The following is a 16636-nucleotide window of genomic DNA, read 5'->3' as shown; positions in this document are numbered from 1 at the left end:
AGGGTTTCATGGCGGGCAACGATCCGCGCCAGTGCACGATGTAGCGCAGCGTCGTCGAGGCGGCCACGCAAACGCAGGGCCACAGGAATGTTGTACGCGGTATTGGCGCCTTCCATTTGCGCCAGAAACCACAGGCGTTGCTGGGCGAATGACAACGGCAAGGCGCCGCCACGCGGCACCGGCACAATCTCTGGTTGCATGCAGCGCCCAGCCTCGCTCAGTACCGCAGCGACCGCCGCCAGTTCGGCGTTGGCGAACAGCTCAGCCAGTGCCAGTTCGACGCCCAGCCGTTGGCGCACTTGCGAGACCATGCGCATCGCCAGCAGCGAATGGCCGCCGAGTTCGAAAAAGTGATCCTGACGCCCGACCCGTTCAACCTGCAGCACATCGGCCCAGATCTGCGCCAGCGCGGTTTCCACCTCGCCTTCGGGCGCCACGTATTCGCGGGTGAACAGCGCCGACAGCTCAGGTGCCGGCAAGGCCTTGCGGTCGACCTTGCCATTGGCGGTCAACGGCAGTGCGGCGAGTTTGACGAAGGCCACCGGCACCATGTACTCCGGCAAGCGGCTCAGCAGTTGCGCGCGCAACTCGCCGACCGGCAGCGCTTCAACCTGTGCTTGTTCGGTGAAATACGCCACCAGTCGTGGCTGGCCGGGCTGATCTTCGCGGGCCAGCAGCACGGCTTCCTGAATCCCCGGCAACTGATTGAGGCAGGTTTCGATTTCCCCCAGTTCGATGCGCACGCCACGGATTTTCACCTGATCGTCATTGCGCCCCAGGTATTCGAGCGTGCCGTCCTCGCGCCAGCGCGCAAGGTCACCGGTGCGGTACATGCGCGCGTTCGACAAGCGGCTGAACGGGTCACGCAGAAAACGCTCGGCGGTCATTTCCGCTCGATTGAGGTAACCACGAGCGACACCCGCACCGCCGACGTACAGCTCGCCCGCCACGCCTATCGGCACCGGGCGTTGCTGTTCATCAAGCAGGTACACCGTGGCGTTGCTCATTGGTTTACCGATGTGCAACGCATCGCCGCTGTCGACCCGTCCCGATGTCGCGACCACCGTGGCCTCGGTCGGGCCATAGTTGTTGATCACGTCGAAATGCTGGTTGCGATTGAACTGGCGCAAGCGGTCACCGCCGATCAGCAGCGTGCGCAGGGTCGGATGTTCGAGGTTCTGGCTGAAAGCGTATTCGGCCACTGGCGTCGGCAGAAAGCTCACGTCCAGCGGTTGCGCCTGCCACCACGCCAATAGCGCGTCGATGTCTTCATTGCCATTGTGGGTCGGCGCCAAGTGCAAGGTCGCGCCTGCGCACAGGGCCGGCCAGACTTCCCAAGCCATCGCGTCGAAACCGAAACCGGCGAGGCTTGAAGTGTGGCGACCGGCGCACAGGTCGAATGCCGTGCAGTGCCAATCGACCAGATTGTTCAAGGTGTGATGCTCGACCATCACGCCTTTGGGCAGGCCGGTGGAACCGGAGGTGTAGATCACATACGCGAGGTGTGACACGGTCAGGCCCGGCACCTGCGGGTCGAGCGTGCAGGTCAGTGGCCAGGTGCAGCGATAAAGGTCGATCACCGGCACGTCCAGCGCCGGCAAGCGCTCACGCAGATCGGTTTGGGTGAGGACGACCACCGGCGCGCTGTCGCCGAGCAGATAGTTCAAGCGCTCGGCCGGGTGTGCCGGATCGACCGGCACGTAACCGGCGCCGGCCTTGAGAATCGCGACGAGCCCGATCAGCGTATCGAGCCCCCGGCGGGCGACGATGGCCACGCGGTCGTCGGGTTTGACGCCGCGTTCGATCAGGTGATGCGCCAAGGCATTGGCGTGGCGGTTCAACTCGGCGTAAGTCAATTGCGCGTCGGCAAACACTGCTGCCAGCGCTTCCGGCCGCTCGGCAACCTGCGCTTCAAAGCGTTGCTGAAGGGTCTGGGCCGGCGGGAAACTCATTTGCGTAGCGTTGAAGCCGACCAGTACTTGCTCAAGCTCCGCTGCCGGCAGAACCGGCAGTTGATTGACCGGTGTTTGCGGCGCCTGCTCCAGTGCCAGCAGCAGATTTCCCAGCGCGCAGTGCATGTAGGCGCAGATCCGCTGCGGGTCGATTTGCGTGCTCGCCAGCAAGGTCAGACTGAACGCGTCGCCGAAGTCATCGACGCTCAGGGTCAGCGGATAATTGGTGCGTTCCTCGGAGTGCAGGGTGGCAATGCCCTCCCACGCTGCGAGCGTTTCAGCGCTGGCCGAGGTGACGTTGTGGCTGTGACGGTAATTGAGCAGCGTGCTGAACAGCGGCGTCGGTGCGACCACGTTGCTGCAGCGCTGGGCCAAGGCCAGCGGCGCGTATTCATGGCGCATCAGCGAGGTCAACCGCGCATGGGTCGCGTTGACGGCGGCACGCACGTCGGCGCTGTCGACATTCACCCGCAACGGCAAAGTGTTGATGAAGATCCCCAGCGCGCGGTCAACGGCTTCGGCGCCCTGCATGCGCCCCATCAGCACCGTGCCAAACACCACCTGCTGCTTGCCGGTCAACGCTGCCAGCACCTGCGCCCAACCGAGGTGAAACAGGCTCGCGGCACTCACCCCGAGCTGGCGTGCCTGGGCGCGCAAGCGCTGGCCCAGCAGCGGCTCGATCGGCTGGCTCAATTCGGTGATCTCGCTGCCGTCACCCTGCACGTCTTGCAAACCGTACGGCAACGTCGGCTCGTCGATGTCGCTGAGCATGTCGCGGAAAAAAGCCTCATGCTCGGCTTCGCTGACACCCAGACGCGCCTGCGCCACGTAATTGCGAAACGGCACCGGCCGCCCGAGCAACTCGCTCTGCCCGCTGAGGCAGGCGCGCATTTCATGCCGCACCACGTCGAGGGCAGAGTGGTCGAGAGCCATGTGGTGGAACAGCAGGGTCGCAATCACCCGTTGCCCGGCTTCGTCCCAGGCATGGGCCAGGCGCATGAGCGGCGCGCAGCTGACGTCGAGGCGAAAGTGTCGGGCGTCGAAACGCGCGTGCAGGTAGGCCAGCACATCGCTGTCACCGTCAGGCACCACGACCTCTTCCACGGGCAGTTCGACGCGGCGCCAGACCACTTGCACCGGCGCGTCCAGGCCTTGCCAGTGCACCGAAGTGCGCAGAATGTCGTGGCGATCGATCACCGTTTGCAAGGCTTGCGCGAACGCCTGAAAACGTTCGCGGCTGGCGAAGGCGAATTGCGACTGCATGACATACGGATCGCCTTCACCGCCACTGACGTGGTGATAAAGAATGCCTTCCTGTAACGGCGCCAGCGGGTAGATATCCTGCACATTCGCCGCGCCGCCGGGCACTTGCGCCACGAGGAGATCGATGCTGGCCTGATCCAGCTCGACCAGGGTCAGCATCGACGGGCTGATCTGCGTGGCGTCGGCAGCGATGCCGTTGACCGGCACCTCGACCTGACCGGCCTTGGTGGCCGAGTATTGCCCGGCCTTGATCAGTTCGATCAGCGCCGGTTTGTGCTCGCGCAACGCGGCCAGCAGCGCCGGATCGCTCAACGCCTGTTTGTTGCCGTTGACGCGCAATTGCTCATCGGTCACCGCCAACTGAATGTCTTTTGTCTTCAGGGTTGCCAACAGTTCGAGCACATTCACAGGACGATCTCCATTCTTTCCGTAATTGCGGCGTAGCCGGCCAGGGTCGGTTGTTCGAACAACGCCCTGACATCGGCTTCCATGCCTTCCTGACGTAACCGGCCGATCAGACTGACCGCCAGCAGCGAGTGACCACCCAGTTCAAAGAAGTGATCGTGGCGCCCTACCCGTTCGACGTTGAGCAGTTCAGCCCACAGCCGTGCGAGGGTGATTTCCACTTCGCCGACCGGGGCTTCGTATTCGCGGGTTTTCAGCGATTGCTGATCCGGCGCCGGCAAGGCCTTGCGGTCGAGTTTGCCGTTGGGGCTCAGTGGCAAAGCGTCGAGATGCACGAACACAGAGGGCACCATGTAGTCCGGTAAATGCTCGAGCAAATGACTGCGCAGCAGGTCGATTTCCAAACGCTCACCGGTGTAATAGGCGACCAGACGTTTGTCGCCCGGTACGTCTTCTCGGGCGACCACCACGGCTTCCTGCACACCGTCGATCTGGGCAAGCCGCGCCTGAATTTCGCCCAGCTCAATACGCAGACCGCGGATCTTCACCTGATCATCGTTACGTCCCAAGTACTCGATATTGCCGTCTGGCCGATACCGCGCGACGTCGCCGGTGCGGTACATGCGCCCGCCAGGCTGGAACGGATCGTTGAGGAAGCGCTCGGCACTCAGCTCAGGCCGGTTCAGATAGCCGCGCGCCACCTGCACGCCAGCGATGTACAACTCGCCGATCACGCCTTGCGGCACCGGTTGCTGTTGCGCATCGAGGATGTACAGGCGGGTGTTGGCGATCGGTTTGCCGATCGGGGTGTTGTCCGGCGTCTGCTCGATGGAGCCGGCGCAATCCCACGCCGTTACGTCGACGGCCGCTTCGGTCGGGCCGTAGAGGTTATGCAACGCGCTGCCCGGTAATTGCAGTTTGAAGCGCCGCACCAGACTGCCCGGCAACGCCTCGCCGCTGCACATCACCTGCCGCACGCAGTCGCAGCGTGTGGTGTCGCTGTTGGCGAGGAACACGTCGAGCATCGATGGCACAAAGTGCAGCGTGGTGATGTGTTCGCGCTCGATCACTTCGCTCAGGTATTGCGGATCCTTGTGCCCGTCCGGTCGTGCCATGACCAGTCGCGCACCGGTCATCAGCGGCCAGAAGAACTCCCACACCGACACGTCGAAGCTGAACGGGGTTTTCTGCAATACCGAATCGGCATCCGTCAGTTGGTAAGCGTCCTGCATCCACAGCAAGCGGTTGACTACACCGGCATGCTCGTTGACCACGCCTTTCGGCTGGCCGGTGGAGCCCGAGGTGTAGATCACGTACGCGCTGTGCTGGTGTGTCAGCGCCGGGATTTGCGGATTGTCTGCGGACAAGGATTGCCAGGTGTTCTGGTCAAGGTCGATTACCGGTGCAGACAGGTCTCCCAGGAGTGCGCGGGTCGCCCCGTGCACCAGCACCACGGCCGGCGCGCTGTCCTTGAGCATGTAAGCGAGGCGCTCCGGCGGATAGGCCGGGTCCAGCGGTACATACGCGGCGCCGGCCTTGTTGATCGCCAGCAGACCGATGACCATTTCCAGACTGCGTTCGACGCAGATCGCCACCCGCGAATCCACTTGCACGCCAAGGCTGATCAAATGCCCGGCCAAGCGGTTGGCGTGTTCGTTCAGCTGCGCGTAGCTCAATGCCTGCTCACCGGCGACGACGGCGACAGCCTGTGGCGTACGCCGCACCTGCGCTTCGAACAAGCCGTGCAGCGTCTGCTGCAAATCGTAATCGACGTCGGTGTCGTTGAGGCCAAACAACAACGCCTGCCGCTCCTCGTCCGCCAACACCGTCAGGCGGTTCAACGGTTGCTGTGGTGTGTGCTCCAAGGCTTCAACCAGTGCGATCAGCGCGTTGTGCATGTACTGACCAACGCGTGCCGCACCAATGCGCGACGGCGTCATCACTGTCAGTTGGAAGCCGTTGCCGAGATCGTCGACGTTGAGGGTCAACGGGTAATTGGTGCGCTCCTCGCCGGCAAGGGATTCGATGCCCTGCCAAGCCTCACGCTTGGTAGTTTGCTGAGTTTCGCTGTCGCTATGGCGGTAATTGAGCATCGCGCTGAACAGCGGCGACGGCGCCGCGACACCGCTGCAACGCTGGGCCAACGCCAGCGAGGCATGTTCGTGGGCCAACAGCGCACTGAGCCGCGCATGGGTCGCCTTGACCCCGGCGCGCACGTCGCTTTCGTCAACATCCACGCGCAATGGCAAGGTGTTGATGAACATGCCCAGCCCACGATCCGCGCCCGCCCCGCCCTGCATGCGGCCGAGCAACACCGTGCCGAAGACCACGCGCTCCTGAGCGGACGTTGCCGCCAGCACCCGCGCCCAGGCGAGATGGAACAGGCTGGCGACGCTGACGCCGAGCAATCGCGCCTGACGGCGCAAACGCTGCGCCACCACGGCAGGCAGTGGCTGGCAGACTTCCTCGATGTCATTGCCGTCGCCATGCACATCCTGCAAACCGAACGGCAGCGTCGGTTCGTCGATGTCGCCGAGCATCTCGCGGAAGAATATTTCGTGCTCTTGTTCACTGACACCAAGACGGGTCTGCGCGACATAATTGCGGTATGGCACAGCGGGCGCCGGCAATCGCTCATCGCCGCGCAAAATCGCCTGCATTTCTTCGCTGACCACCGCCAGCGCGGTGTGGTCCATGGCGATGTGATGGAACAACAGCATGGCGACGACGCGCTGATGGTCTGCGTCGAGGGCATATACCAGACGCAGCAGCGGTGCCTGATCAAGTTCCAGACGGCAATGCCGTGCATCGAAGCGCGCCCGCAACTGATCGATGGCTTCGCCCTGCGCCGGCTCCAGCGCCACGGCTTGGACCGGTAGCTCCGCATGCCGCCAGACCACTTGCACCGGCGCCGGCAGGCCTTGCCAGACTATCGAAGTACGCAGGATATCGTGGCGGGTCATGACTTGACGCAGCGCCGCCGCGAACGCTTGAACACGCTCGACGCTGTCGAACGCCAGACACGATTGCAGCAGGTACGGATCGCCTTTCACGGCGCTGAGGTGGTGATAAAGAATCCCTTCCTGCAACGGCGCCAGCGGATAAATGTCCTGCACGTTGGCAGCGCCACCCGGCACCGTGGCGACGATGCGCTCGAGGCTGGCCTGATCCAGTTGCACCAGCGTCAACATGTCCGGGTTGATCTGTGTGCAATCGGCGGGAATCAGATTGTCCGGCACTGCAACCTCGCGGCCGCTGCCCACCGCCGCCGCCAGCGCGGCCAGGGTCGGTTGGCTGAACAGCACGCGCACGTCGGTGCTCAGATCGACCTGGCGCATGCGCTCGATCAGCGTCACCGCCAGCAGGGAATGCCCGCCCAGTTCGAAGAAGTTGTCGTGACGGCCGACCTGTTCAACGTTGAGGACTTCGGACCAGATCTGTGCCAGCACGATTTCCACCGAACCTTGCGGCGCTTCATATTCGCGGCTCAGCCACGCCGTTTGATCCGGCTCCGGCAACGCCTTGCGGTCAAGTTTGCCGTTGGCGGTCAGCGGCAGTGCTTGCAGACGCACGTAAGCAGCGGGCACCAGCGCTTGCGGCAACTGCGCTTGCAGATGACTGCGCAAGTCCTCGATGTCGACGTTCAGCCGTTCGGTAAACCACGCCAGCAACTGCCCGTCGCGCACCAGCACCACGCAATCCTGCACGGCCGGGTGAGCGCTCAACGCCGCTTCGATTTCACCCAACTCGATGCGCACGCCGCGCAGTTTGACCTGATCATCGTTGCGCCCCAGGTATTCGACACTGCCGTCGGCGAGCCAGCGTGCGAGGTCGCCGGTGCGATACATGCGCGCCTGCGGTTCGTCGCTGAACGGGTCGTCGAGGAAGCGTTCGGCCGTCAGCTCGGGGCGATGCAGATAACCGCGCGCCACACCGGCACCGCCGACATACAACTCGCCGGCGACGCCGACCGGCACGGGGCGCTGCTGGTCGTCGAGCAGATAAATTTTCGCGTTGGCCATCGGTCGACCGATGTGCAGCACCTGCCCGGCCTCGACCGCGCCGGAGGTGGCAACCACCGTGGCTTCGGTCGGGCCGTAGTTATTGATCACCGCGAAGGTCTGCTGACGGGGGAACTGCCGCAGCTTGTCGCCACCGATCAACAGCGTGCGCAAGGTCGGGTGGCCGAGGTCGCGACTGAACGCATATTCGGCGATCGGCGTCGGCAGGAAACTCACCTGCAATGGCTGCGCACGCCACCATGCCAGCAACTCATCGAGGTGCTCATTGCTCACCGACTCCGGCGGCAGATGCAGGGTCGCGCCCACGCACAGCGCCGGCCAGACCTCCCACGCCATGGCGTCGAAACCGAAGCCGGCGACGCTCGACGTGTGGCTACCGGCGCGCAGGTCGAAGGCCTCGCAGTGCCAGTGCACGAGGTTTTCCAGCGTCGCGTGTTCGACCATCACGCCCTTCGGCTGGCCGGTGGAGCCGGAGGTGTAAATCACGTAGGCCAGATGCGCCGGGGTCAGCGCCGGCAATTGTGGGTTGCTCTCGGGCAGCTGTTGCCAGGCGGGATTGTCCAGATCAATCAGCGGCACGGCGCCAAGCAAATCAGCCGTCGACGCCTGCGCCAGCACCGCTATCGGCGCGCTGTCCTGCAACAGATAGGCGATGCGTTCTGCCGGGTACGCCGGATCGACCGGCACATAACCGGCGCCGGCCTTGAGGATCGCCAGCAACGCGACGAGCATGTCCGGGCCACGGCGCAGGCACACGGCGATACGGTCATCGGGCTGCACGCCGAGGCCGAGCAAGTGATGGGCCAGGCGATTGGCACGCTGATTGAGCTGCGCGTAGTTCAGTTGCTGTGCGCCCTGAACCACTGCCAGCGCATCCGGCCGCTGCTCGGCCTGAACCTCAACCAGACGGTGAATCGTCGAGCCACGCGGATAGGCCGCGGAGTGCTGGTTGAAGCCGAGCAGCAAGTGCTCGTATTCCGCCACCGAAAGCATCGGCAATCGGTTGAGCGGACGCTGCGGCGTCTCTTCCAGTGCCGTCACCAGATGTTCCAGTGCGGTGTGCATGTAACTGCAAATCCGTTGCGCGCCGATCTCCGCAACCGCCAGCACATCCAGGGCAAAACCTTCGCCCAGATCATCCACCGACAAGGTAAGCGGATAATTGCTGCGCTCCTCGCCGCCGAGCATGCGCACGCCTTGCCAGATACCTTGGTCATCACGCGGCTGTTGTGCGGCGGCGCTGTGCCGGTAATTGAGCAAGGCGCTGAACAACGGTGCGGAGCCGGCCATGGCCGTGCAACGTTGGGCCAGCGCCAACGAAGCGTGCTCATGACCGAGCAGCGCCGTCAGCCGTGCATGGGTGGTTTTCACCCCGGCGCGCACGCCTTCAGCGAGATCGACGCGCAGCGGCAAGGTGTTGATGAACACCCCCAACGTGCGGTCGGCGCCCTCGCCGCCCTGCATGCGCCCCATCAACACCGTGCCGAAGACCACGTCGCGGCGCCCGGAGACCACGCCCAGCACCTGCGCCCAGGCCATGTGCATCAGGCTCGCGGGGCTAACACCCAACTGCCGCGCCTGTTCACGCAGGCGCAAATTGAGAGCGGCATCCACCGGTTGCAGCGCTTCTTCGATGCCACGTCCGTCGCCTTGGACATCCTGCAGACCGAAGGGCAAGGTCGGCTCGTCGATATCGCCGAGCATCTCGCGGAAGAACGCTTCATGTTCCTGCTCATCGGCACCCAAGCAGGCCTGCGCCACGTAATTGCGATACGGCATCGGCGGCGTCAGTGTGTCGAGCTGATCGAACATCAACGCGTGCATTTCCCGACCGATCACGTCCATGGCGGTGTGGTCAAGAATCGAGTGATGGAACAGCACGATCGCGACCACTTGCTGGTGCAACGGATCCTCGGCGTAGACCATGCGGATCAGCGGTGCCTGATTCAAGTCGAGGCGGAAATGCCGGGCATCGAAACGCGCGTGCAACTGCTCGAGAATGTCGCCGTCCTGTGCATCAAGCGACACTTGCTGCACGACCATCTGCGCCTCGCGCCAGACCACTTGTTGTGGGTTGGGCAAGCCTTGCCAGACCACGCTGGTGCGCAGAATGTCGTGGCGGGCGATGACCTGCTGCAAGTGTTCGGCGAAGGTCTGCAAACGTTGGAGGCTGTCGAAGGCCAGACGCGATTGCAGCAGGTACGGATCGCCCTGCTCGGCACTCAGGTGGTGATAAAGAATGCCTTCCTGCAGCGGTGCCAGCGGATAGATGTCCTGCACATTGGCAGCGCCGCCCGGCACCGTGGCGACGATACGATCGATACTGGCCTGATCCAGCGTGGTCAGGGTCAGCATGTCCGGAGTGATGTGCGTGCAATCGGCCGCAATCAGATTGGCCGGCACTGCGATTTCCCGGCCACTGCCCAAGGCCCGCGCCAGGGCGGCCAGGTTCGGCTGGTTGAACAGCACGCGCACATCGGCGCTCAGACCGGCCTGACGCATGCGTTCGATCAGGCTCACCGCCAACAGCGAATGGCCGCCGAGTTCGAAGAAGTTATCGTGACGGCCGATCTGTTCGATGTTGAGTACGTCGGCCCAGATCTGCGCCAACGCCGTTTCGACCGGGCCTTGCGGTGCTTCGTATTCACGACTGAGCCACGCGTCCTGATCCGGCTCGGGCAAAGCCTTACGGTCAAGTTTGCCGTGGGCGGTCAGCGGCAGGCTGTCCAGGCGCACGTAAGCGGCCGGTACCAAAGTGTCGGGCAGTCGTGCTTGCAGATGCTGGTGCAAGTCGCCGATCTCGACAGATTCGCTTGCGGTGAACCAGGCGACCAGACGCCCGTCACGCACCAGTACCACGCATTCGCGAACCGCGTCGTGGGCGCTCAGCGCCGCCTCGATTTCGCCCAGCTCAATCCGTACACCGCGCAGTTTCACCTGATCGTCGTTACGTCCCAGGTATTCGATATTGCCGTCGTCCAGCCAGCGCGCGAGGTCGCCGGTGCGGTACATGCGTGCGTGCGGCTCGTCGCTGAACGGGTCGTCGAGAAATTGTGCAGCGGTCAGTTCCGGACGATTAAGATAGCCGCGCGCTACCCCGGCGCCACCGACATACAACTCGCCCTGCACACCGGTTGGCACGGGCTGTTGCTGACGGTCCAACAGATAGACTTTGGCATTGGCAATCGGCCGGCCAATGTGCAGAACCCGCCCGGGCTCGATGCGCCCGGAAGTCGCGACCACCGTGGCTTCGGTCGGGCCGTAGTTGTTGATTACGTCGAAGGTCTGATCACGCGGAAACTGGCGCAACTTGTCGCCACCGATCAGCAACGTGCGCAGGGTCGGATGACCCAGCCCGCGACTGAACGCGTATTCGGCCACCGGGGTCGGCAGAAAGCTCACTTGCAACGGCTGCGCGCGCCACCATTCGAGCAATTCATCGAGGTGTTCGTTGCCGATCGACACCGGCGGCAGATGCACCGTCGCGCCGACGCACAGCGCTGGCCAGACCTCCCACGCCATGGCATCGAAGCCGCAACCGGCGACGCTGGCAGTGTGGCTGCCGGCGTGCAGGTCGAAGGCTTCGGCGTGCCAGTGCACGAGGTTTTCCAGGGTACGGTGCTCGACCATCACGCCTTTCGGTTGCCCGGTAGAACCCGAGGTGTAGATCACGTAAGCCAGGTTTTCCGGAGTCAGCCCCGGCCGTTGCGGATTATCGTCAGGCAGGTGGCGCCAGTCGCTGGCGTGCAAATCAATCACCGGGACGGCGCCGAGCAGGTCGCGCGTCGAGGCCTGCGCCAGCACCGCGATCGGGTCGCTGTCCTGCAACAGGTAGGCGATGCGTTCAGCCGGGTAATCGGGGTCAATCGGCACGTAACCGGCGCCGGCCTTGAGAATCGCCAGCAGCGCAACGAGCATGTCCGGGCCACGACGCAGGCACAGCGCAACACGGTCATCGACTTGCACGCCGAGGCCGATCAGGTGATGGGCGAGGCGATTGGCGCGCTGATTCAGTTCGCGGTAGCTGAACTGTTGCTCGCCCTGCACCACCGCCAGCGCCTCGGGGTGCGCCAGGACTTGCGCTTCAAAGAGACGCGGCACGGTCTGCGCGGGCGGGTATTCACGACCGCTGATGTTGAAGCCGACCAGCACCCGTTGCCGCTCGCTTGGCGACACGATCGACAGCTGCTGCAACGGCGCCTGCGGTGTGTACTCCAGCGCCGTGACCAGGCTGTGCAACGCGGTTTGCAAGAAATCGCAGACCCGCGCACCGTCCACCTGCGGCACCGCTTGCACGCTCAAGCGGAAACCTTCGCCGAGGTCATCGACACTGATCACCAGCGGATAGTTACTGCGCTCGCGGGAGCTGAGAATCTGCACGCCATCCCACGCTACGGCGGCCGACTCGGGCGCACTGTGGCGGTAGTTGAGCAAGGTGCTGAACAGCACCTGCGAACCGGCGACACCACTGCAACGCTGAGCCAGTGCCAGCGAGGCTTGCTCATGGCCGAGCAACTGCGCCAGGCGTGCATGGGTGGCACGCACGCCGCTCTCTACCGAATCCGTACCGACGCTGACGCGCAACGGCAAGGTGTTGATGAACATGCCCAGCGCCCGATCAGCGCCCTCTCCACCTTGCATGCGCCCGAGCAAAACGGTGCCGAACACCACGTCTTGCTGGCCGGAAACCTGCGCCAACACCTGAGCCCAAGCCTGATGCACCAGGCTGGCAACGCTGACACCCATCCGCCGCGCCTGCTCGCGCAGACGTTGGCCGAGGCCGGCGTCCAGCTCGGCATGACTGTCGAGGATGGCGCTGCCGTCGCCGTGCACGTCCTGCAAACCGAAGGCCACGGTCGGCTCGTCAATGTCGGCGAGCATCTCGCGAAAGAACGCTTCGTGGGCCCGATCATCGGCGCCGAGCCGCGCCTGTGCGACGAAGTGGCGGTACTGCACCGGCGGCGGCAGATCGACGCTATGGCCGAGCATTACATCGCTCATTTCCGCGACCAGCACTTCCAGTGCGGTGTGATCGAGGACGATATGGTGCATCAGGAGGATGCCGATCCAACGGTTGTGCGACTGATCTTCGGTGTAGACAAAGCGCATCAGCGGCGCGCGATCAAGGTCGAGACGATAGTGGCGTGGATCGAAACGCGCCTGCATCTGCTCCAGCACGTCGCCGTCGAGTTCATCGGCATCGACGCGCTCCAGCGCCAGTGGCGCCTCACGGCAGACCACTTGCACCGCCTCTTCCAGTCCTTCCCAGACGATGCCGGTGCGCAGAATGTCATGACGTTTGATCACGCCGTTCAAGACTCGGACAAACTCTTTGATCTGCGCCAGACCGTCGAAGGCGAATTGCGTCTGCAACACATACGGATCGCCAGCACTGGTCGCCAGATGGTGATAGAGAATCCCCGCCTGCAACGGCGCCAACCCATAGATGTCCTGCACATTGGCGATGCCGCCCGGCACAGTTGCAACGACACGATCGATTGCGGTTTGATCGAGATTGGCCAGCGGCAGCATCGCCGGAGTAATGCGCGTGCAACCCGGTTCGATCTGGTTGTCGGGAACGACGACGACGCGTTCGCTGCTCAGAGTCGCCGCCAGCGCTGCCACGCTAGGCTGACCGAACAGCACGCGCACATCACAGTGCAGGTCCTGTTGGCGCATGCGTTCGATCAGCTTCACTGCCAACAGCGAATGACCACCGAGTTCGAAAAAGTTGTCATGGCGGCCGACCTGCTCGACACCCAGCAACGTCTGCCAGAGCCCGGCGATCAGGTTTTCCACGGCGCCGACTGGCGCTTCAAAACCACGACGGGCGAAGGCTTCGCTGTCCGGCGCAGGCAGGGCTTTGCGGTCGAGCTTGCCGTTGGCGGTCAGCGGCAAAGCGTCGAGACGCACGAAGGCGCTCGGCACCATGTACTCAGCCAGCGAAGCCAGCAGTTGATCGCGCAATTGCGCCACATCCGGCGCGACGCCTTCGTCGGCCAGCCAGTACGCGACCAGACGCTGATCGCCGGGGCTGTCTTCGCGGGCGATCACCACGGCTTCGCGCACGCCTGCGCAGGCAGACAGGCGTGCTTCGATTTCGCCCAGTTCAATGCGGAAACCGCGAATTTTCACCTGATCGTCGTTGCGCCCCAGGTACTCGAGGTTGCCGTCAGCGGCCCAGCGCGCCAGGTCGCCGGTTTTGTACAAGCGCGCCTCGGCGTTTTCGCCGAACGGATCATTGATAAAGCGTTCGGCGGTCAGCGCTTCGCGATTCAGATAACCGCGCGCCACGCCCGCGCCACCGACGTACAACTCGCCAATCACGCCGACCGGAACCGGTTCACGCTGCGCATCGAGGACATACAGTTGCAGGTCGGGAATGCGCACGCCTATCGGGCTGACGCCAAGCAATTGCGCGTCGGCAGCTTGCAGCGGCCGATAGGTCACGTGCACCGTGGTTTCGGTGATGCCGTACATGTTGACCAGTCGTGTGCCGGCATTGCCGACCCGCGCATACCACGGTTTGAGCAGACCCGGCTCCAGCGCTTCGCCGCCGAAAATCACTTCCCGCAACGAGTGCTGCAACGTGCTGCGGCCCTGCGCGGCGATCAGTTGGCGGAAGGCGCTCGGCGTCTGGTTGAGCACGGTCACGCCGGTTTCGCAGAGCAATGCATAGCAGTCGTCCGGCGAACGGCTGAGAGCTTGCGGGACCAGCAGCAATTGCCCGCCGAAAGCCAATGCGCCCCAGATTTCCCACACCGAAAAGTCGAAGGCGAAGGAATGGAACAGCGCCCAGGTGTCCTGCTGATTGAACTGGAACCAGTCGTGGGTAGCAGAAAACAGCCGCGTCACGTTGCGGTGCTCGACCATCACGCCTTTGGGCAGACCGGTGGAGCCGGAGGTGTAGATCACGTACGCCAGATGCGCCGGGGTCAGTTCGGGGATCTGCGGATTGCTGTCGAGTTCGGCCTTGAGGTGAGCGCTGTCGAGGTCAATCTGCGGCACCTCGAGAGCGGCCACGCGATCGCGCGTCGCGGACTGCATCAGCACCGCTGCCGGGGCGCTGTCTTGCATGGTGAAACTGATTCTGTCGAGCGGATAGGCCGGATCGATCGGCACATAACCGGCGCCCGCCTTGAGCACAGCGAGCAGGCCGATGAGCATTTGCGGGCCGCGTTCCACGCAGATTGCCACGCGGTCATCGGGACGAATGTTCAGGGCCAACAGATGATGCGCTACCTGGTTGGCGCGACGATTGAGTTCGCCATAGCAGAGCGTTTGCCCTTCAAAAATCAGCGCCGTGGCGTCTGGTCGGGCCTGCGCGTGAGCTTCGAACTGTTGGTGGATCAGTGGTGTTTCGGGGAACTGCGCCAACGGAGAGTTAACGCCGAGCAGCAGTTGTTCGCGTTCGCGGGCGGGTAGGATTTGCAGCGTGTGCATCGGGGCGTCGGGAGCGTCTTGCAAGGCTGCGGCCAGGCGTTCCAGCGCCGTATTCAGATAAGTCGTCATGCGCTCGGCACCGAGCACGGAATCTGCCAGCGCAGTGAGGCGCAAGTCTTCGCCGAGATCATCGATATTGATGGTCAGCGGATAGTTGGTGCGCCCGCGCACGCCCACCATTTGCACACCGGGGGCAATGTTGACGACGTCAGCGACGGCTTCGACGCTGTTGTGCCGGTAATTGAGGATCGCACTGAACAGCGGCGTCGGCACTGCCACCGCGCTGCAGCGTTGCGCCAGCGCCAGCGAGGCTTGCTCATGGGCCAACAACGCGGTCAGGCGCCGATGGGTCGCCAGCACGCCAGCACGCACGCTTTGCTCGCCAACATCGACCCGCAGCGGCAACGTGTTGATGAACATCCCCAACGCCTGTTCACCCCCCTCGCCTGCGTCCATCCGCCCCAAAAGCACTGTGCCGAACACTACCGAAGTGCGCCCGGACAATTGCCCCAGCACCCGCGCCAGTGCCAAGTGCGTCAGGCTTGCAACACTTACGCCCAACTGCCGGGCCTGCTCGCGCAACTGCCGGATCAAGCGACCGTCGAGCATCAACGAGGCTTGCTCGATGGTGTGGCCGTCGCCCTGTATATCCTGCAAACTGCACGGCAGCGTTGGCTCGTCGATGTCGGCGAGCATCTCGCGGAAAAACCCTTCCTGCGCCTGCTCGTTGCCAGCATTGCGTGCCCTGGCCAAATGATCGCGATACGGCACCGCCGCAGACACGTGCGCGGTCTGCCCGAGCAGATATGCCTGAATTTCCCGGCGCATCACATCGAGCGCCACGTGATCAATGATCATGTGATGAAACAGCAACAGCGCGACCACGCGGCCCTCGGCGGGATCCTGCGCATAGACGATGCGCAGCAGCGGCGCTTGCTGCAGGTCGAGACAGAAGTTCTGTGGCTCATGACGTTCGAGCAGTTGCGCCAAAACGTCGGTGCCGCTGTTCACGGTGATTTCCTGACACACCAGCGGCGCCTCGCGCCAGACCACTTGCACGGCCTCGTCGAGGTATTCCCATACGAACGAGGTGCGCAGGATGTCGTGACGTTTGACCACCCAACGCAGCGCCTGCGCGAACGCATCAAGCCGTTCCTGGCTGGCGAATACGAAAAGCGCCTGAGAGCTGTAGGGGTCACCGGCAACCGCCGAGAGATGGTGATAAAGCATGCCTTCCTGCAACGCGGACAACGGATAAATGTCCTGTACGTTGGCGGCGCCACCCGGCACCGTGGCGACGATGCGGTCGAGGGCATCCTGCTGCAGATTCACCAGCGGCAGCATGTCAGGGGTGATGCGAAAGGCCGGGCTCAGCCAATCACCGCCGTGTTCGGCGACCAGTTCCAGCAATTGCGCCTTGTGCGCCGCGAGGCTGTCCCACAACGCGTCATCCAGCGCGTCGTCGCTGCCCAGAATGACCAGGTCTTCATCTTCCTGTTGAAGGCGGATCGCATGGGTGGAAATAACAGCCATCAGTTCGCTGAAATGCAT

Annotated in this window: 2 protein-coding genes (1 of these 2 running past the window's edge); both read right to left on the bottom strand. The window is 63.6% G+C overall.

Annotation, left to right across the window (positions count from 1 at the left end):
* Positions 1–3623 carry the 5' end (the start) of a non-ribosomal peptide synthase/polyketide synthase gene (locus M5G26_RS12810; protein WP_273915566.1) on the bottom strand. 14206 nt of this gene lie to the left of the window's left edge, so the window shows 3623 of its 17829 coding nt (coding positions 1–3623); the start codon lies at positions 3621–3623; the stop codon falls past the left edge of the window.
* A complete protein-coding gene (locus M5G26_RS12805; protein WP_273915565.1) occupies positions 3620–16636 on the bottom strand; it encodes a non-ribosomal peptide synthetase in 13017 nt (4338 codons plus the stop codon). The genes M5G26_RS12810 and M5G26_RS12805 overlap by 4 nt, the downstream gene beginning before the upstream one ends.

This window comes from Pseudomonas sp. TNT2022 ID642 (genome assembly GCF_028656995.1).
Taxonomy (GTDB): Bacteria; Pseudomonadota; Gammaproteobacteria; order Pseudomonadales; family Pseudomonadaceae; genus Aquipseudomonas.
The sequence above is the reverse complement of the archived record's forward strand: the minus strand, read 5'-3'. Positions and strand labels throughout refer to the sequence as shown.

Excerpts from the sequence above, each read along its gene's own strand:
- M5G26_RS12805 (WP_273915565.1), bottom strand. The coding sequence starts at position 16,636 with ATGCATTTCAGCGAACTGATGGCTGTTATTTCCACCCATGCGATCCGC.